Annotated in this window: 16 protein-coding genes and 1 pseudogene; 6 read left to right on the top strand and 11 right to left on the bottom strand. The window is 39.5% G+C overall.

Going from position 1 to position 19,006, the window contains the following annotated elements; all coding sequences use genetic code 11:
• Window positions 1–66 precede the first annotated feature (66 nt).
• The 9 genes and pseudogenes from tnpB (BACCOP_RS10220) to BACCOP_RS10180 all read right to left on the bottom strand — a co-directional run bounded on the left by tnpB (BACCOP_RS10220) (window position 67) and on the right by BACCOP_RS10180 (window position 8,810).
• Window positions 67–410, bottom strand: a pseudogene (gene tnpB / locus BACCOP_RS10220) (IS66 family insertion sequence element accessory protein TnpB).
• Window position 411: 1 nt separating this feature from the next.
• Entirely contained in the window at window positions 412–780 is a 369-nt protein-coding gene (locus BACCOP_RS10215) for a hypothetical protein (protein WP_009131422.1), read from the bottom strand.
• 105 nt (window positions 781–885) lie between these two features.
• On the bottom strand, window positions 886–2,139 hold the full coding sequence (locus BACCOP_RS10210) for a hypothetical protein (protein ID WP_007568886.1): 1,254 nt from the start codon (window positions 2,137–2,139) through the stop codon (window positions 886–888).
• Between the two features lie 6 nt (window positions 2,140–2,145).
• Window positions 2,146–3,804 carry an AMP-binding protein gene (locus BACCOP_RS10205; protein WP_007568884.1) on the bottom strand — a complete coding sequence of 553 codons (1,659 nt, stop codon included), beginning with the start codon at window positions 3,802–3,804 and terminating at the stop codon, window positions 2,146–2,148.
• A 336-nt stretch (window positions 3,805–4,140) separates the two neighbouring features.
• Window positions 4,141–5,070, bottom strand: a complete 930-nt coding sequence (locus BACCOP_RS10200; protein ID WP_007568883.1) for a GIN domain-containing protein — start codon at window positions 5,068–5,070, stop codon at window positions 4,141–4,143.
• Between the two features lie 250 nt (window positions 5,071–5,320).
• Entirely contained in the window at window positions 5,321–6,298 is a 978-nt protein-coding gene (locus tag BACCOP_RS10195) for a dihydroorotate dehydrogenase-like protein (protein ID WP_007568881.1), read from the bottom strand.
• A 12-nt stretch (window positions 6,299–6,310) separates the two neighbouring features.
• The gene (locus tag BACCOP_RS10190) at window positions 6,311–6,979 is read right to left on the bottom strand and encodes a YggS family pyridoxal phosphate-dependent enzyme (protein ID WP_007568879.1); all 669 of its coding nucleotides are present in this window, start codon (window positions 6,977–6,979) and stop codon (window positions 6,311–6,313) included.
• 24 nt (window positions 6,980–7,003) lie between these two features.
• The gene (locus tag BACCOP_RS10185; protein ID WP_085960430.1) at window positions 7,004–7,486 is read right to left on the bottom strand and encodes a DUF4494 domain-containing protein; all 483 of its coding nucleotides are present in this window, start codon (window positions 7,484–7,486) and stop codon (window positions 7,004–7,006) included.
• Window positions 7,487–7,574: 88 nt separating this feature from the next.
• Window positions 7,575–8,810, bottom strand: a complete 1,236-nt coding sequence (locus BACCOP_RS10180; RefSeq protein WP_040312018.1) for a fucose isomerase — start codon at window positions 8,808–8,810, stop codon at window positions 7,575–7,577.
• A gap of 213 nt (window positions 8,811–9,023) precedes the next feature.
• Between BACCOP_RS10180 and BACCOP_RS10175 the strand changes: the two genes are divergently transcribed.
• Complete coding sequence (locus BACCOP_RS10175) at window positions 9,024–10,226, top strand: pyridoxal phosphate-dependent aminotransferase (RefSeq protein WP_007568874.1); 1,203 nt, start codon at window positions 9,024–9,026, stop codon at window positions 10,224–10,226.
• A 1-nt stretch (window position 10,227) separates the two neighbouring features.
• On the top strand, window positions 10,228–11,472 hold the full coding sequence (locus tag BACCOP_RS10170) for an ABC transporter permease (protein ID WP_007568872.1): 1,245 nt from the start codon (window positions 10,228–10,230) through the stop codon (window positions 11,470–11,472).
• Window positions 11,473–11,573: 101 nt separating this feature from the next.
• Here BACCOP_RS10170 and BACCOP_RS10165 read toward each other — a convergent pair whose 3' ends face one another.
• A complete protein-coding gene (locus BACCOP_RS10165; protein WP_007568870.1) occupies window positions 11,574–12,275 on the bottom strand; it encodes a Crp/Fnr family transcriptional regulator in 702 nt (233 codons plus the stop codon).
• Window positions 12,276–12,393: 118 nt separating this feature from the next.
• On the opposite strand from BACCOP_RS10165, the gene BACCOP_RS10160 reads away from it, so the two are divergent.
• Window positions 12,394–14,589: a DUF5686 family protein gene (locus BACCOP_RS10160; protein ID WP_235776960.1), complete on the top strand. Its 2,196-nt coding sequence runs from the start codon at window positions 12,394–12,396 to the stop codon at window positions 14,587–14,589.
• A gap of 27 nt (window positions 14,590–14,616) precedes the next feature.
• On the opposite strand, the gene BACCOP_RS10155 is transcribed toward BACCOP_RS10160, so the two are convergent.
• Entirely contained in the window at window positions 14,617–15,774 is a 1,158-nt protein-coding gene (locus tag BACCOP_RS10155) for a glycosyltransferase (protein WP_007568866.1), read from the bottom strand.
• Window positions 15,775–15,949: 175 nt separating this feature from the next.
• Between BACCOP_RS10155 and lepA the strand changes: the two genes are divergently transcribed.
• From lepA to tnpB (BACCOP_RS10140), 3 genes are all read left to right on the top strand, one after another.
• Window positions 15,950–17,731 (top strand): translation elongation factor 4, encoded by a 1,782-nt coding sequence (lepA, locus tag BACCOP_RS10150; protein ID WP_007568864.1) that lies wholly within the window; start codon window positions 15,950–15,952, stop codon window positions 17,729–17,731.
• Window positions 17,732–18,180: 449 nt separating this feature from the next.
• The gene (locus tag BACCOP_RS10145) at window positions 18,181–18,549 is read left to right on the top strand and encodes a hypothetical protein (RefSeq protein ID WP_009131422.1); all 369 of its coding nucleotides are present in this window, start codon (window positions 18,181–18,183) and stop codon (window positions 18,547–18,549) included.
• Between the two features lies 1 nt (window position 18,550).
• Complete coding sequence (gene tnpB / locus BACCOP_RS10140; protein WP_007568860.1) at window positions 18,551–18,907, top strand: IS66 family insertion sequence element accessory protein TnpB; 357 nt, start codon at window positions 18,551–18,553, stop codon at window positions 18,905–18,907.
• Window positions 18,908–19,006 lie beyond the last annotated feature (99 nt).

Raw genomic sequence — 19,006 nt, 5'->3', positions numbered from 1 at the left:
GATGAGGTACGAAAATCAGGCAGTACGCAACTTTTATCGTATCTTATTATTTTATGATAATCAGTATCATATATCTTCGACTGACGTACATCTGTCAACTACTATACTTTCCGTAAGATAGGCCATGTCCGACCATTGTATCCGGTAGCATTTGGAGACTTCATCAAACACAGGTTTCTGAATCTCCCCATGACAGGACGTTTCTCGTAAAGCACATAAAATCCGCGTTCATAATGAAGTATTTTCACAACTTTTCGGTTCCTGGACATGAACATATATACATTGGATGCATCGCTCGGGTCAAGTGACATCTCTTCCCTTATACTCTCACACAGGCGGAAGATTCCTTTCCGCAAATCCACATTACCGTTGAACAGGTAATAGTTCAGGTTAGCGCTAAGTCCAAGCATATCATCCTATCATTTTATTAAGCAACAGACTCAAATCAAGAACTGTGGTATTTCTTAGGAACAATGTGGCACCTGATGTCAATTGCAGTTTTACCCACTTAATCGGAGATTCACCTTCAGGTTGTTTCACCTCCAACTTTACGGTTGGACTGTTGCAAGGCTTGCCGGTTATCCGGACTTTGGCAACCTTGGGCTGCTCAACCTGGACTGTCTTGCCTAACTTTTCGCTCCATAGCTGATGACGCTGCCAGTTCATGAACTTGTCGTAATTTACTCCATAATCCGCACAGAACTCACGAAGATCCTTGGTCTCACTGCATAACTGATAGAGGTCATATACCTCCTGGTAGTTTACTTTTTCTTTTGCCATAATCATTGTTGTTTAAGGGTTACGGCGCAAAGGTAGGTTTAGGGAACATGCGTGTCAAGGCGGAAAATAGAATGGTTACGGTAATTTTTTTAGAGATATAGTAATTTAAAATAATACGATTCCAGCTTCGAAGGTTGCTTTGTGGTCGAACATGCTACTGTGACCATACTGGCGGGTCCAGCTGTATCCTCCTGAAGCAAAGATTCCCAATTTACTTCCTATGCGATATTCTACGTTTATTCGTGGTTGTAAAGCATATAGTCTTGCTGGTATTCCTTGGTTCTTATTATCAAGTGTTTCAATATGGTAAAATCCTGCATCTGCACTCAGCTCTAGTCGCGGGAGGAGAGAACAATATAAACCTCCCCGATAGAATGCCGAAACGGATGCTTTATAATCGGAATTTAAGTAAAATGCTCCGCCTCCAAGTTCTGTATATGTATGTCGATTTTTAAAACGTATAGCCAGATTTACCTTGTTGAGATTGCCTCCTGAGATAATCATCTGGTAGTTTGTATGGGGAGTAATGTTGATACAGCCTATTTGATGTGCTGTACTATCTTGACTGATATTTACAATACCCAGTTGCAAACCTTTTGCAGTTTTGACAGATACATTTGCCAGACCTGCCTGCAAACCGTTGTTCTGTTCTCCATAGTTTGTGATACCCAATTGCATTCCTCGATTATCCACAGCTATATTTCCTAATGCGGCAAGTTGCAGACCTTTGTTCTGAGTTCCGGCAACGTTCAGTAAACTGGTAAGCTGTACTCCTTTCAGGGTTTCTCCGCTTACATTCATTAAACCACCTATAAAGACACCTTTTTGTGTTTTCTTTGTAACATTGGCGAGTCCTGCAAAATGTACTCCTGAGCTATTTCTGCCTGCAATGGTTACCAGTCCACCTATAAAAATACCTTTTGCATCTAGTCCGGCAACGTTTCCAATAGCAGATACTGCGATTCCTGATGAGGAATTTCCTGTTACATTCATCAGTCCGGCAAGTGTAATTCCTTTTGTGTCTTTTCCGGTTACATTAGCTATACCTGATAACTGAAATCCTGACGCGTTTAATCCTGTAACATTGGTTATTCCTGCTACTTGAAATCCTATGGAATGATAATGAGTTATACTGGAAATTGCATTGATCCCTACACCATTCAGGCAACTATAATTGCTTATGAGGCCAAGATTCAGATAGGTTCGTGGAGGCTCTTTCTTCTTATTTGTGATATTAGCTGCTAGATTTACTCCTTTTTTCAATCCTTTGTTGGAGCGTGTTTGAGCATAAAAAGGCATTGTTCCTGCCAGCAGACAACCTGACAGGAACATGCTTATAAGTTTGGTGTTAAGTTTCATCAGTTTTTATTTTACATCCTGATAAAGGAATCGCTTGATACTCTTTTTCGGAGTCTTTTCGAATTCTTCTGGATAGATTTTTATTCGTGAAATTTGTGAATAAGCTGGAAGTTCTGCATTTAGCGTTGTGCGATTTTCTTCCATTGCTGCTTCTATGTCGCTGTCGCTCATACCCTGCGAATATGCATCTTCAAAATCAGGATAAATCAGGGCAACGAGTTTATTATCGTTTTGCTGGATAACGATACACTCTGCGACAAATGGTAAGTTATTCAACTTTTCTTCTATCTCTTCTGGATAGATATTTTGGCCGGAAGGACCGAGAAGCATGTTTTTGCTTCTTCCTTTGATGGTTACGTTACCTTCTTCATCCATTACACCCAGGTCTCCCGTGTGCAACCAGCCATCAGCATCGAGAATTTGTGCTGTCGCTTCAGGATTTTTGTAATATCCCAACATAACATTATCGCCACGTGTTAGAATTTCTCCTACTATATTTTGTGGGTCGGGACTGTCGATACGTACTTCCATACGAGGTGCTGCTTTTCCGCAAGAACCCGGTTTGAAACGTTTCCAGTCTTCATAGCAGATAATCGGACCACATTCAGTCATTCCGTAACCTACGGTATAAGGAAAATCAATGCTTTTAAGTAATTTTTCTACTTCCTGGTTGAAAGCAGCTCCACCGATAATAACTTCGTAAAAATTACCTCCAAACCCTTGAATCATCTGTTCACGGACAGTTGCTTTTATCTTGTCGTTGATAATGGGAACCTTCAGCAAGACTTTCATCTTGAGTGTTTCCAGTTTAGGCAGTACGTTCTTTTTAATAATTTTTTCTATTATCAGTGGTACGGCAATAACAATATGCGGCTTAACATCAGCAAATGCCTGGAAAATGATTTTGGGACTAGGCATACGAGTGAGAAAGAATACATGACATCCACAAGCAACCTCATATAAAAACTCGAATGCCAGACCGTACATATGTGCCATTGGCAGCATGGAAACAATTCTGTCGCCAGGCTTTAATGTCAGTACATCGAAAGCAAACTGAGTATTAGCCCACAGTGAACGATAGGGAAGCATAACTCCTTTTGAAAAACTTGTAGTTCCCGAAGTATAGTTTATTACAGCCAGTTCCTCCGGATTGTCGCGGCGGTATGATACATGTTCACGGCGGAAATTACGAGGAAATTTCTTGCCGAAAAGTTCATTCAGATGTTCGCGAGCATATTCCAGCTGTTTGCTGCGGCATACCAATAGCGTAAAGTCAGTCATGAGGATGATACCTTCCAGCAGAGGCATTTCTGCTTCGTTTAGTGACTCCCATACTACATCGCCCACAAAGAGCAAGCGTGATTCTGAGTGATTGACTATATTGTGGATATTGTCTGCTTTAAATTCATGCAAGATAGGTACGGCTACTGCTCCATAAGTCAGTATGGCAAGAAAGGCCACTCCCCAGTGTGAGCTGTTTCGTCCACAGACAGCTACTTTGTCACCCGGTTTGATTCCGCTTTCTGCAAGTAGGATATGTAACTTTTCTATTTTGCGGGCAACATCTTTATATTGTAAGGTTGCACCTTTATAATCAGTCAATGCATCCAGATTCCAGTGTTTCTTGATGCTTTCTTCTACAAAGGCAATAAAACTTTTTTCCATAAAATGTAAAAATTTAGTAGTGCACAAAATGTGCTTTATTGTGCAAAGATATTGTTTAATTCTTAGTATTCCAAATTAAACAGCTTCATACTGTTTCATTCTTTGCACTTTATGTGGTGAAATATTCTGATTATTTATTGGAGTTATGCTGTTTGCTATCTTTATCTGAAGAAGTATGCAGTGTCTGGCTGATGAAAGATTTGGGTAGGAGCATGATATGACTGAGTCTGAAAAGAAAAAAGATGCTGAAAATGATTCTTGATTTAGATAGAATACTTGATTTTCAGCATCTTTTCTTGTGGAAGATAGAGGAGGAGATTCTAACCGTTTACTTTTTTAAAGTTTGGATACATTATCCGACTTCCCTTCTATGCTTCTCGGATTTCCGGCATACCGGATGTCACCTCCACTGCTTGTATGAGTAGAAAGTCTGTCACTGGCATAACATTCAATATCTCCTCCAGAAGTGGCTGAGGCTGTTACATTCTTCGATTTCAGACTTTTGGCATAAATATTTCCTCCTGACTGTGCAGAATAATTAGCATCCTCACATTTTCCAGATAAGCTGATGTCACCGGAAGAGCTAGTTGTTGCTTTTACTGTACCTCTGCATGATAGTGATTCTATCTCGCAGTCACCTGATGAGCTCGACTTAATGTCAGTTTCGTTACACCGGGCTGTGTTAATTTTCATATCTCCACTGCTGCTGGTTGAAAGGCTAAGCATATGGCATGTGATATTATCTATTGTGATATCTCCACTGCTGGAAGTGCTCATTTTCAGATTGCTGCAAGTAATGTTTGTTGCATCGATATCTCCACTGCTCGATGTGTTGAGAGTGACATCTTTATGAGTCTTTAGTCCGTTGGCAAATTTGATATCGGAGGAACTGGAGGTCGAAAAGTCTGTTACTTCCGGTGCAAAAACTCTTACTTCACATACATATTTTCCTTGTATGGATAATGATTTCCCTTTTGGAAAATCATAGTTTACTTTTAGCTTATTTCCATTTTGCTGGACTTTTATGTATGGAATAATATTGTCGGGCGCATATACTTCTGCATAGGCTTTTCCTTGCGATTGTGTGTATACAACGTCTACTGAAGTTGAAGCGCTGATAGAATTAATATTCTTGATTTCTACCTTTTTGGTTACGTATTTTTTGCTTGGTTTAATAGGTGTATTTCCTATAGCAAAAGAACAACTTTCGGAAGTAATCAGTGTCAGTGCTATAGCCAATGAGGCTGCAAATGTAAATGTTTTCATAAAATTAAGTTTTGGTGTCTTTTATATATTTAGACGCAGATATATCACAAAAGTAACATGTTTTACTGAAAAAAACATTTGAGAGTATCTTTTTAATGTTCTAGATACTGTGGTAGCAATAAGTAGATCCTGTTTCTATCTGGAACTTTTATCTTTTGCGGAGGAAAGTTATACAGATAAGGATATAAAAAATCCGGTGAACTTAAATATCTAAGTCCGCCGGATTCGTTTTTAATTCGCAACGATATTCTTATTCTTCTCTGTTACTATAATATCTCATGAACTGAGTGCGTTCGAATGGATTGATTTCGCCAGCTGATTCTGCGTTCATCTTGCCTTTGAATTGTGACAGGCTTTCATAACCTTTTTCGTCCATCCATTCACTTAGTTCTTTTTTCATATTCTCTATTTCTTTTGCACCATATTGATAAATTACACTGCATACTTCAACAGCAGCTGCGCCAGCCAAAATAGATTTAATAACTCCTTTGCCGCAATGTACGCCACCCGAAACAGCGTAATCCAAACGTGGAACAGCTGCTGAAGCAATAGCTGTCCAGCGCAGACGGTCGGGCAGTTCATTAGGAGTACTCATTACATTGGCACTGGTGAAAGCCATGGTGTCGATGTTTATATCAGTCTGATAAAAACGGTTGAATAGAACTACAGCTGCAGCTCCGTTAGCATAAAGCTGATTAATCAACGCAACCGGATTTGTAAGGTTGCTTCCCAATTTCATGATTACAGGGATTTTTACTACTTTCTTGATGTGGCAGAGAATGTCTATATGACGTTGTTCGAAACTGCCTGGAGTGTAATCCTTATCTGTCTGTAGAGATAGGATATTAATTTCCAGAGCATCTGCTCCTGCTTTTTCCATCATTGTAGCAAAATCTACCCATTCGCTGTCACTGTAACAGTTGATGCTAGCTATAACAGGAATATGACATATTTTTTTTGTTTCTTCTATTAAATTGATATGTTCGTTAAGCGCATGAGAACGTACGTAAGCTCCCAGATAGTCGTCTGCTTCTGGTGAACCATAGCCCTGCATTGATCCTGCTTGCATGCTGATTTGTTCTTCAAAAACTGATTTCAGAACAACAGCTCCAGCGCCGGCTTCTTCTAGTTTTTTTATTTTTTCAGCACTGTTAGTAAGTCCCGAACTACTGATAATAATAGGGTTCTCAAGTGCTAATCCTGCGAAAGTTGTTTTTAGTTGTGCCATATTAGTTAGATTTTAATAGTTTCTGTCTCCAAAAATTTTGCTCCCTACGCGTACCATTGTACTTCCTTCTTTTACGGCTATCGGGTAGTCGTGTGACATTCCCATAGAGATTTCTTTAAATTCAGGGCGATCGGAAAAGAATTCTTGTTTCAGCTCATCAAAAAATACTTTTAGAGAATGAAATTCGTTGGCAATTTCTGTTTCGTCCTCAGTATTCGTCGCCATACCCATAACACCTGCGATACAGATATTGTTCAGATTTTTCCATTCTCCTGTACGAAGCATTTCCCGACAGCTGTCGAATGTAAAGCCATATTTGCTTTCTTCCTGTGCTATGTGAATTTCGAGTAAGCAGGGAATAGTGCGTTCGTGCTTGGCAGCCTGCTTATTTATCTCAACCAGTAATTTATAGGAATCGGCGGCATGTATCATTGCGATGTAGGGTGCAATGTATTTTACTTTGTTGGTTTGTAAGTGTCCGATAAAATGCCATTCAATATCTTTCGGTAATTGTTCATGCTTGCCGGATAGCTCTTGTTCTTTGCTTTCGCCAAAAATGCGTTGACCTGCCGAATATGCAGCTTCGATAGCTTCGGCAGGATGGAACTTTGATACAGCTACAAGGCGTACATTTGTCGGTAGTTCCGCTATTACTTCCTTTAAATTAGCTTGAATATCCATTTCTGATTGTTGTTTTTTTCAGTCTTATCTTTTATCGGCATCTGGAAATTCCGGCTTAACGTCTGGTTCGGCAGAATAGGGATATACATCCATAATTGCTGTTTCTGCAATCGAAGCAATGACGTAATCGGCCATTGTGCCTTTCATTCCTTCATCCAGCTTTTTTACAGCATCCCGTAAGTCGGAAGCTTGTACCAGTACGTTTGTTGCTGTTTTCTTTTCAGCGCCGCTTTTTTCATCGAGTGTAATGAAATACAGTTTGCATTTAAACCAGCGGTCGGCTGCATCTTCTTCACATGGGAATAGTTCACTATAGTTAGCTCGTTTAATGTCTGCTACCGTAAATTCTCCACTGATGAATGGGGTTATTTCTTCGATGATGCGTGATTCAGCTTCTGTAAAACTGAGTGCATCTACCAGATAAGGTTCTGTTACTTTTTTGTTCATGCCGTTCTCCGCAACTTTTTCGTAGCGGATTTTACATTCGAACCAATTATGCATCATAATGAATTTTTTTTCTGTGTTAGTTTGACAATGTTCATGCAAATGTACACTAAAATTTTAATAAAAACTCTTACACTGATAATTTATTTGTTCATTCGCGTGGCTTACACCGATTCTGTTGCATGAACTCTTGTATCTCATCGGCATGGCTTCCCTGAAGCAGAATATGGTGGTTGCCCAATGGATTGGTCAGGAAGTAGCTGACAGGCTTGTTTAGCTTGATTTTTAATTGTGTACGGCAGGATGTTGAAAGATTTGTATTTTCAGTCATATAACCTTCTGCTAGATAATATTCGTCCAGACATTCACTACCACACTTGAAAATTGTTACATCTCCTTCGTGCATCAGTCCTTGTATAGCAATTCCGCTTTGGGTCTCAAAATGGTCGCGTATGATAAATTCATTAACCATTTTAGTCGCAATAGAGCAGTGGGCTAACAGAAGCTCGTTGCGTTTGACGTCGATAAATGATGGATTTCCCATAAATGAGGGTTGTCCGGTTACGGCCTTAGCCATCAGCATGGTCATGATAGCTTGTAAATCACCTTCGCAACCGGCCGGTATTCCTTCATTATTTAATAAGGATAGTGCCAGACATCCTGTGGTATTCAATTGTTTTACAAGGGCAAAACAAGATAAGGCTATTGCATCTAGTTGCTCTGATACACATAGCTGTTTGATGGCTTTGTATAAACGCATGGCCTTTAAAAGATCTTCGGCTGTAGCATCCTGACATGCTTTTGCTTTGTTGGCAAAGATAGAAGCTTCAAGTCCGATTTCATCATCTGTGATTTCATAGAACCGTTTGTAGACTTCCTGAAGAGGTATGTCTATATAGTTTACTCCCCATCGTTGACTTGCCAATAAATAGTCCACATGGCTGGCTACCAGCCATGAAGCCGGAGTTCCAATGACTCCGATACGTTTGCCTTTTAACGAACGTTTGGCTGCAAAAGCTTTGTGGTGTAATAATACTTGTTTTGCCATATCGCTTGTATGGCCATGGATAATGCGTACTTTCATGTCCTTATTGCGTACACAGGCTGCTATTTCCAGAGCGGCAGCAAGCGAGTTGTTCAATCCGTCAGAGAGTAGTGTAATAGGGTAGGGAAGTATACTGAAATTTCTGATGACACAATCTTCTACACCTCCGCTTGCTATAAATGCCATTTTATATGCATTGGCTGGAATACTTTCTACTTCTTTATAGTTTACTAAATGGAGGGTAAAATGCTTTTCTAAAGCCATGAACAATTCTTTATGGCTTTGATAAATTTGCTCCATTTTATAACTTCCGGATGTGAATATAATAAGGTATAAATTCATAGCTCTATATGTAATGGTTTAACATTTACGAATATACATTTTTTTCTTTTTGGCTCTCTGAAGTTGTGTGAAGTTTTTATGTTTTTTGATAGAGTTTAGAGCCTGTTTAGTCTTTTCACTCAATACGTCTTTGGATTTATTTTATAAGAAATGTTGTGCATTTTGTTCTTTCGGGTTATATTTGTAGCCACATTAAAATCAAATTGTTTATTTATGCCACAAATATCCATTAGAGGAAACGAAATGCCAGAGTCACCTATTCGTAAGCTGGCTCCTTTGGCTGAAGCTGCAAAAGGAAGAGGAATTCATGTATATCATCTGAATATTGGTCAGCCAGACCTGCCTACACCTCGAGCGGCCCTCGATGCGATTCGTAATATAGACCGTACAGTTCTCGAATATAGTCCCAGTCAAGGTTATCGTAGCTATCGTGAAAAACTGGTGGGCTATTATAAAAAATACGATATAAACCTTGATGCTGATGATATTATTATTACTACCGGAGGATCTGAAGCTGTTTTGTTCGCTTTTATGAGTTGTCTGAATCCGGGTGATGAAATTATTGTGCCCGAACCTGCATATGCTAACTATATGGCATTTGCTATTTCGGCGGGAGCTATAATTCGTACAGTAACAACGACGATTGAAGAAGGGTTTTCTTTGCCTAAGGTAGAAAAGTTTGAAGAATTGATAAACGAACGGACCAAAGGTATTTTGATTTGTAATCCCAATAATCCGACTGGTTATTTGTATACTCGTCGGGAAATGAATCAGATTCGCGATTTGGTTAAGAAGTACGATTTATTCTTGTTCTCTGATGAAGTTTATCGCGAATTTATTTATACAGGTTCTCCATATATTTCAGCATGTCATTTAGAAGGAATCGAAAAGAATGTTGTCTTGATTGATTCTGTTTCTAAGCGTTATTCTGAATGTGGAATCCGTATCGGTGCTCTGATAACCAAGAATGAAGAAGTCCGTAAAGCTGTTATGAAATTCTGTCAGGCACGTTTAAGTCCTCCTTTGATTGGGCAGATTGCGGCAGAGGCTTCGCTTGATGAACCGGAAGAGTATTCTCGTGAAATGTATGATGAGTATGTAGAGCGTAGAAAATGTCTGATTGATGGCTTGAACCGTATTCCAGGAGTATATTCACCTATTCCTATGGGGGCTTTCTATACCGTGGCAAAACTTCCGGTTGACGATGCGGAAAAGTTCTGCGCATGGTGTTTAAGCGATTTTAATTATGAAGGAGAAACTGTAATGATGGCTCCTGCAGCAGGCTTTTACACGACTCCGGGTGCAGGTCGCAATGAGGTACGTGTTGCATATGTTCTGAAAAAAGAAGACCTGGCGCGTGCTTTGTTTGTGTTGCGTAAAGCCCTTGAAGCATATCCCGGACACGTAGACGAATGATATGAACTGGAAGCTTTTTATTGCACGCCGTATCTATAAAGATAATGAAGGCGGAAAGGAAGTTTCAAAGCCAGCCATACGTATTGCGATGGCTGGAATTGCTATTGGGCTGGCTGTAATGATCATCTCGGTGGCGGTTGTCATTGGTTTTAAGCATCAGGTACGCGATAAGGTTATCGGTCTTAGTTCGGACATTCTTGTTACTAGTATGGATGAGGCTCAGGCATACCAGACAACTCCGGTTGCCGGAGGAGACAGTGTGATGCAAGTGTTAAGAAGCTTACCTTCTGTGAGCCATGTACAGCGTTATGCCAGTAAGCCGGGGATGATTATGACTGCTGATAATTTTCAGGGAATGCTTCTGAAAGGTATAGCTCAGGAGTATGATATGACTTTTTTGCAAAACCATCTTCTTGAGGGAGAAATTCCAGCATTTACAGATTCGATAGCCAGCAATAAAGTTCTTGTATCGAGAACCATTGCCGACCGTTTGTCTTTAAAGGTTGGGGATAATCTGTATACTTATTATCTGGAGAACAATATTCGTGCTCGTCGACTTACTGTTTCTGGTATTTATCAAACAAATTTTTCTGCCTATGACGATTTGTTTTTGATAACGGATTTATATACAGTCGTTCGTCTGAATAATTGGGAAAAAGACCAGGTGGGAGGATTGGAGATTGAAGTCAGTGATTATGCATTACTCGAGCAGGTCAACGATAATATACGTGGTTTGTTTGATGAAAAGAGTGATCGATACGGCAATATGTATTATTCGCGTACAGTAGAAGAAGTATATCCTCAGATATTTGCATGGTTGGATTTGCTTGATGTTAATGTGTGGGTTATTCTGATTCTGATGGTTGGTGTTGCAGGATTTACTATGATTTCCGGACTGCTGATTATTATATTGGAACGTACAAATATGATAGGGGTGCTGAAAGCATTGGGAGCTGATAATACTGCTGTCCGAAAGATTTTTCTTTCGTTCTCCGTACTTCTTATCAGAAAAGGTATGCTGTGGGGAAATATTGTCGCTCTTTCTTTCTGTATTCTACAGTATTACTTCAAAATTGTAAAACTAGATCCGGCGACATATTATGTCGATTCTGTTCCTGTTGAGCTGAATATAGGAGTCTGGCTGTTGTTGAATATCTGTACATTGATAGTTTCTGTTTTAATGTTGGTAGGACCTTCCTATCTTGTCAGTCGTATTCATCCGGCTAAATCCGTAAGATTCGAATAAGGGTATTTTTACAGTAACCATATAAAAATGTCCTGATATTTTAAAGAAGGTTATCGACTTTCACTAAAATATCAGGACATTTTATATGTCTTGGTATGAGGCTATCCTATTTTGCTGATTTTCTTCAGACGTTCTTCATCAATTAGCTTTATCTTACGTCCGTCAATAATAATCAGTTTTTCTGTTGCGAAATTAGATAAGGTACGAATAGCATTCGAAGTAGTCATATTGGATAAGTTAGCCAAATCTTCTCTTGACAAATAAATGCTAAGTGTACATTGATCTTCTTCTACTCCATAAGTATCTTTAAGGAACAGAAGTGATTCGGCAAGACGTCCTCGAATGTGTTTTTGAGTCAGGTTTACCGTACGTTCATCCGAAATACCCAAATCTTTTGATAATTGGCGAATAAAGAACATTGCCAGATCTGCATTTTCCTGAATTAACTTGATAATGACAGGCATGGGTATCAGACACATTGTACATGGCTCGAATGCCGCTGCTGCTGTTACAAAGTTTTCCTCTGCAAAGTAAGCACGATAAGCAAAGTATTCTTTATTCTTTATGACACGAATAATCTGACTGCGTCCGCCTACACCATCCTTGTATATCTTTACTTTGCCACTGAGCAGGCACATCAGGTGCATGGGAGTTTCTCCTTCACAGTAGATTGTTTCGTTTTTTTTATATTTCTGTATTGTAAAATTTTGCGCAAGTAATTCACGTTGCGATTCGGTAAGAGGCTGCCACAAATCAGGGATACTTTCGGCAATCTCGGCTTCTGTTAATTCCTTCTTGACCATAACTGCTATAAAACCATGTTTTGTAGCACAAAGGTAGGAAGAAAAATTTAAAAACTTAATTTTATCCTTGAAAAATGTCGTGTGTACATATGGATTTGTTATATATTTGCTTCTGTTTATGGGAAAATTAAGAAATATATATCATATTATATTCCGATTGTTAATGTACCTTCTTGCTTTAAGTTTTGCCACTGAAGCAAGGGGAGGGGATAATATGCCGTCTTATCTTTCCAAACCACATGTTACCGATTCTGTACTTTCCCATATTTTTCATTCGGCATCAGTCTATGCTCAAGAGGTGGGAGAGTATAAAGCCGATTTGTACCTGAAAGGTCGGTTGCAGATTCATAAGCAAAATAGAATCATCAAGTATGTTCCTTCTATGTTTCGTTTTGAGAAGGGAGTAAATGACTATATACATGAGTCCATCAGCGAATTACATTATACGGCTCCTCATATATACGACCGGAAGATTCGTGCTGTTTCTACAACTTTTACGGGAGGTAACAGCCGTTTTTTTGATATAATGGATTTTGTTAAGTTTAATATTTATGCTCCTTCGTTGATGGAAGACAAAGTTCTTTCACCACTTAACGAACAGTCTAGTGTACATTATTATTATCTGCTTGATTCGATCGATTACTGGAAGGAGGGAGAAGTTTATAAAATACGTGTAATACCCCGTTATCGTAGTACCCAGTTGCTTGAGGGATTTTTTTGGATAACTACGAATGACTGGACGATACGTTATCTGAATTTTCATGGAACGTACGACCTGATTCGCTTTCATGTGGCAATGCGTATGGGGGAGACGGAAAAAACAAAGTATCTTCCTCAGCTGATAAATTTGGATATCGTATTTAAGTTTTTGCGTAATAACCTGGAAATGAATTATACGGGCTGGCTAAAGTATGATGAGGTTATTTTTAAGAAAAAAGAAGAAATGGATGTACTGCTGAAGAAACGGCATAAATATAATTTGTCTAATTCTTACACGTTAACTTGTGATACCACACGTTTGGTTCAGGATCGTGATTCGTTTGCCTGTATTCGTCCTTTGCCTCTTACCGATTGGGAAGACAGTTTATATTTGTCTTTCGATGAGCGTCGCCGCAAGGAACAGGGAGATACTTTGCAAAGAGTAGAAACTAAATTTAAGAAAAATCTGGTGTATATCGGACAGTTGGGAGATGCCTTGATTAGTAGTTATGATATTGATATATCTAAAGTTGGTAATATTACATGCTCTCCTTTAATAAACCCTTTGCTCGTAAGTTATAGCCATCGCAATGGAATTTCGTATCGTCAGGAGTTTAAATATAATAAACTTTTCCACGATGGGAGATTATTGCACATCGTACCTCAGATCGGTTATAATTTTACGAAGAAAGAGCTTTATGCTAAAATGGATGCAGAATATGTTTACAACCCTATGAAACATGGATCTGTTTCTGTGAATGTAGGAAACGGTAACCGTATCTATAGTAGTTTGGTGCTCGACCAACTGAAAGAAATGCCGGACAGTCTGTTTAGCTTTGATGGGCTTGAACTGGATTACTTTAAGGATGTATATCTGAATATTTCTCATAATATTGAGATTATAAACGGACTGACTTTATGGACAGGGGTGGCCATGCACTGGCGTTATGCAGCAGAAAGTACTCCGGAAGTGGCAAGCCGGGTACGTTTGAAGTATAACAGTTTTGCTCCTCGATTGCGTGTTGAATGGACACCGGGTATGCACTATTATATAAACGGAAATCGAAAGGTGAATGTTGGCTCGAGTTATCCTACTTTCCTTATAGATTATGAACGTGGAATAAAGATAATGAAGAATTCAGGGGAATATGAACGTTTTGAATTCTCAGCGGAGCAAAAGATACGTGTTCGTGACCTGCATACGATTGCTTATCATCTGGGTGGAGGTTTTTTTACAAATCAGAATGATATGTATTTTGTGGATTATGTGAATTTTGCCAATCGCAATTTGCCTCAAGGATGGAATGATGATATCGGAGGTACATTTCAGATGCTGGATGGGCGCTGGTATAATGCCTCACGTCATTATTTCCGTGGAAATATGACATATGAAACTCCTTTTTTATTATTATATCCTGTAAGTCGGTTGCTGTCGTTTATTCAAAAGGAAAGAGTTTATGCAGGTATCTTGTTCATGCCTCATTTGAATCCCTATCTGGAATTAGGTTATGGAATAGGTACACATCTGTTTGATTTTGGGGTATTCGTGGGAAATGAAAAAGGTAAATTCACATCTGTGGGATGTAAATTTACCTTCGAGCTGTTCAATAGATGATAATCTAATTCTTTATGTATTCTTTCTTTATTTTCTTAGGAAGTCTTTCTTTTTGCGTAGCAGATATTGCATTTGCCGTACCAGACTCCATAATGGACGAAGAATGTCAAACAATGGGAAAATACAACATAGGTTTTCATTCAGATCGCGGCTCGTATGGTGAAAGACAGTCATTGTCGAAATAAAACGGATTAGCCAAAACAAGACAATGAGGCCCATACCGATCCATTGTTGCTCTATAATACTGAATGCCAAAGCCGAAATTGTAGCTAGATGAAATAGTCCGCAGGTCCATGTGTCGATAGCATTGATAAACCTTGCCATGCCCTGATAATAGTGTCCGGTAACCATCGCATTCATTTTTTCTTCAAACCAGATACGCTTGTAAGGAGGAACCGGCATGCGGACAATGCTGTCTTCTCCTGAAGCTACACGAGTATTGTATTTGTTTGCAACTGCATTGATGAATAAGTCATCTTCTCCTCGTTGCAGTTGCAGATGATCTGCAAAACCCTTATGCTTTTCATACAAACTTTTTCGGTAAGCCAGATTACGTCCTATACCCATATACGGATTGCCTGCTAAAGCCATACCTAAATACCGGAGTGAATGGAAAAATGAGTCGGTTGTGATTCGTCGGGCAAACCATCCTTTTTGGGGTAGATAATTGCTGTATCCTAGTACGATATCTGTATTTGGAGTCATTTGTTCGGCCAGTCTTCTCAGCCAGTTCCGGCTGACAGGACAGCAATAAGGTTCTGTAACTACAAGCCATTCATAACGGCTGGCACGTATTCCCATTGCGATGCCCAGCTTTTTCCGACTGACGTAGCGGGCAGTTTCCGGAATGAAGGTGTGATACAGATTATTGTATTTGTCGGATAATAACTTCAGGATGTTTTCATCTTCTCCAGCCGACTTGTCATTGATGACAACTACCTCAAATTCCGGATAATCTTGTTCGAGAATGGCAGGAAGGTTTTTGGTTAATGCACTTCCGGAGTCTTTGGTCACGATAATAACTGATAGTGGTGGAAGTTCTGTGCCGGCAGCTTCATTCTTTTTTTTGAAATGCCGATGTATGCGGTTGTAGATTCCAAAAACGTAACATAACTGAATCGCACAAAGTATGCCACAGACTGCAACCAGCAAAAAAGTGGTAGATGCCAAATCGAGTGTAATCATATTGTGAGTCTTATAATAAAAATCGGTACAAAAATAGAGTAATTTTTCGAGATTGCGCTCAATCTGTCTTCTAATAAAGGATGATTTTTTGTGCCTTATTCAATTTTCGCTATCTTTGCATGGCGTAAAATAATGTTACGCTGCCGGAAGAATCAGAAAATAATAAAAGTAAGAAATGAAGAATATACGTAATTTTTGTATTATTGCCCATATCGACCACGGAAAGTCTACACTGGCAGACCGCCTTCTGGAGTATACTCAGACAGTGAAGGTCACAGAAGGACAGATGTTGGACGACATGGATTTGGAGCGCGAGCGTGGTATAACTATCAAAAGTCATGCTATTCAGATGGAGTATACCTATAAAGGTGAAAAATATATACTGAATCTGATTGATACTCCGGGGCACGTCGATTTTTCTTACGAGGTATCTCGTTCTATCGCTGCATGTGAAGGAGCTTTATTGGTAGTAGATGCTTCGCAAGGAGTGCAGGCACAGACCATTTCTAATCTTTATATGGCACTGGAACATGACCTGGAGATTATTCCGGTAATGAATAAGTGTGATATGGCGAGTGCTATGCCGGAAGAAGTGGAAGATGAAATTATCGACTTGTTGGGGTGTAAGCGTGAAGATATTATCCGTGCATCTGGAAAAACCGGCATGGGCGTAGAAGAGATTCTTCAGGCGGTAGTCGAACGGATTCCATGCCCGGTGGGAGATGAAGAAGCACCTTTGCAAGCTTTGATCTTCGACTCTGTATTCAATTCGTTTAGAGGTATCATTGCGTATTTCAAGGTAGTAAACGGAGTGATTCGTGCCGGTGATAAAGTTAAATTCTTCAATACTGGAAAAGAATACGATGCCGATGAGGTTGGAGTGTTGAAAATGGATATGGTTCCTCGTAAGGAGCTTCGTACCGGTGATGTTGGTTATATCATATCCGGTATCAAAACCTCGAAGGAAGTTAAGGTCGGCGATACGATTACTCATATTTCTCGTCCTTGTGATAAAGCTATCGATGGTTTTGAAGAGGTTAAGCCTATGGTCTTTGCCGGTGTCTATCCGATAGAGGCTGAGGATTATGAGAATCTGCGTGCATCGTTGGAGAAACTTCAGCTGAATGATGCTTCACTTACTTTCCAGCCGGAATCATCATTGGCATTGGGCTTCGGCTTCCGATGCGGATTCTTGGGATTGCTCCATATGGAAATCGTTCAGGAACGTCTGGACCGTGAGTTTGATATGAATGTCATCACGACTGTTCCCAACGTGTCATATATGGTGTATGATAAGCAGGGAAATGTGCAGGAGGTACATAATCCTGGTGGCATGCCTGATCCGACTCTTATCGATCATATCGAAGAGCCTTATATCGATGCGTCCATCATTACTGCTACCGATTATATTGGCTCGATTATGACATTGTGTTTGGGTAAGCGTGGTGAGCTGGTTCGTCAGGATTATATTTCGGGTAATCGTGTAGAGCTTCACTATAAAATGCCGTTGGGTGAAATTGTGATAGATTTTTACGATAAGTTGAAGAGTATATCGAAGGGATATGCTTCTTTTGATTATCATCAGTCGGGCTTCCGTCCTTCGAAACTTGTTAAACTGGATATCCTGTTGAACGGTGAATCTGTAGATGCACTTTCTACCCTAACTCATTTTGATAATGCATACGATTTGGGACGTCGCATGTGCGAGAAACTGAAGGAGCTGATTCCCCGTCAGCAGTTTGAAATAGCCATTCAGGCAGCTATCGGTGCTAAGATTATTGCTCGTGAAACGATTAAAGCAGTACGTAAGGATGTAACAGCCAAGTGTTACGGTGGTGATGTGAGCCGTAAGCGTAAGTTGCTTGAAAAACAAAAGAAAGGAAAGAAACGTATGAAGCAGATCGGTACGGTAGAAGTGCCTCAGAAAGCTTTCCTTGCTGTGTTGAAATTGGATTAAACAGGTAATTTAGTCAGTCTATAGACTGTGCTCTTTTTAAAGACGCCCTCTGTATTTTCATGATATGTAAATGACTTGGTATTGTACCAGTCTTTGAATAATGAAAAATACAGAGGGTGTAATGTCTTAGGGTCTATGTTCTCCTTTTGTCGACCAGCTGTTCTATATGAAAATTTATTGTAGAATCTTTGTCTTTTTGTATAAATAATTTGTCTTTTCCTATAAAAGGAGGCAAAACTTTATACTCTTCTTTTTAAAAGGTTTTTTCACTTTTTCATCAAAGTCTTTAATTAATATTTTGATATTACGGAAAAAAGAGTTTCCTTTGTAACAAATCATTAAACAAATCCGTGTTTAATAGGAATTCAAAGTAACCATTCTATTTTCCGCCTTGACACGCATGTTCCCTAAACCTACCTTTGCGCCGTAACCCTTAAACAACAATGATTATGGCAAAAGAAAAAGTAAACTACCAGGAGGTATATGACCTCTATCAGTTATGCAGTGAGACCAAGGATCTTCGTGAGTTCTGTGCGGATTATGGAGTAAATTACGACAAGTTCATGAACTGGCAGCGTCATCAGCTATGGAGCGAAAAGTTAGGCAAGACAGTCCAGGTTGAGCAGCCCAAGGTTGCCAAAGTCCGGATAACCGGCAAGCCTTGCAACAGTCCAACCGTAAAGTTGGAGGTGAAACAACCTGAAGGTGAATCTCCGATTAAGTGGGTAAAACTGCAATTGACATCAGGTGCCACATTGTTCCTAAGAAATACCACAGTTCTTGATTTGAGTCTGTTGCTTAATAAAATGATAGGATGATATGCTTGGACTTAGCGCTAACCTGAACTATTACCTGTTCAACGGTAATGTGGATTTGCGGAAAGGAATCTTCCGCCTGTGTGAGAGTATAAGGGAAGAGATGTCACTTGACCCGAGCGATGCATCCAATGTATATATGTTCATGTCCAGGAACCGAAAAGTTGTGAAAATACTTCATTATGAACGCGGATTTTATGTGCTTTACGAGAAACGTCCTGTCATGGGGAGATTCAAGAAACCTGTGTTTGATGAAGTCTCCAAATGCTACCGGATACAATGGTCGGACATGGCCTATCTTACGGAAAGTATAGTAGTTGACAGATGTACGTCAGTCCGAAAGATTATATTAATACATTGATATCATAAAATATATAGATAAACGATAAAAGTTTGCGTACTGCCTGATTTTCGTACTTTATATCATGATTGATGAAAGGCATACGAGTTACTTTGCTGG

The sequence above is a fragment of the Phocaeicola coprocola DSM 17136 genome, assembly GCF_000154845.1.
In the GTDB taxonomy this organism is placed as follows: domain Bacteria; phylum Bacteroidota; class Bacteroidia; order Bacteroidales; family Bacteroidaceae; genus Phocaeicola; species Phocaeicola coprocola.
This window is presented reverse-complemented; position numbering and strand designations above follow the sequence as displayed.

Coding starts and splice junctions, on each gene's coding strand:
- BACCOP_RS10200 (WP_007568883.1), bottom strand. CDS start 5,070: ATGAAAACATTTACATTTGCAGCCTCATTGGCTATAGCACTGACACTG.
- BACCOP_RS10205 (WP_007568884.1), bottom strand. CDS start 3,804: ATGGAAAAAAGTTTTATTGCCTTTGTAGAAGAAAGCATCAAGAAACAC.
- BACCOP_RS10160 (WP_235776960.1), top strand. CDS start 12,394: ATGGGAAAATTAAGAAATATATATCATATTATATTCCGATTGTTAATG.
- BACCOP_RS10175 (WP_007568874.1), top strand. CDS start 9,024: ATGCCACAAATATCCATTAGAGGAAACGAAATGCCAGAGTCACCTATT.
- BACCOP_RS10155 (WP_007568866.1), bottom strand. CDS start 15,774: ATGATTACACTCGATTTGGCATCTACCACTTTTTTGCTGGTTGCAGTC.
- lepA (WP_007568864.1), top strand. CDS start 15,950: ATGAAGAATATACGTAATTTTTGTATTATTGCCCATATCGACCACGGA.
- BACCOP_RS10165 (WP_007568870.1), bottom strand. CDS start 12,275: ATGGTCAAGAAGGAATTAACAGAAGCCGAGATTGCCGAAAGTATCCCT.
- tnpB (WP_007568860.1), top strand. CDS start 18,551: ATGCTTGGACTTAGCGCTAACCTGAACTATTACCTGTTCAACGGTAAT.
- BACCOP_RS10215 (WP_009131422.1), bottom strand. CDS start 780: ATGGCAAAAGAAAAAGTAAACTACCAGGAGGTATATGACCTCTATCAG.
- BACCOP_RS10145 (WP_009131422.1), top strand. CDS start 18,181: ATGGCAAAAGAAAAAGTAAACTACCAGGAGGTATATGACCTCTATCAG.
- BACCOP_RS10195 (WP_007568881.1), bottom strand. CDS start 6,298: ATGGCACAACTAAAAACAACTTTCGCAGGATTAGCACTTGAGAACCCT.
- BACCOP_RS10190 (WP_007568879.1), bottom strand. CDS start 6,979: ATGGATATTCAAGCTAATTTAAAGGAAGTAATAGCGGAACTACCGACA.
- BACCOP_RS10180 (WP_040312018.1), bottom strand. CDS start 8,810: ATGAATTTATACCTTATTATATTCACATCCGGAAGTTATAAAATGGAG.
- BACCOP_RS10210 (WP_007568886.1), bottom strand. CDS start 2,139: ATGAAACTTAACACCAAACTTATAAGCATGTTCCTGTCAGGTTGTCTG.
- BACCOP_RS10170 (WP_007568872.1), top strand. CDS start 10,228: ATGAACTGGAAGCTTTTTATTGCACGCCGTATCTATAAAGATAATGAA.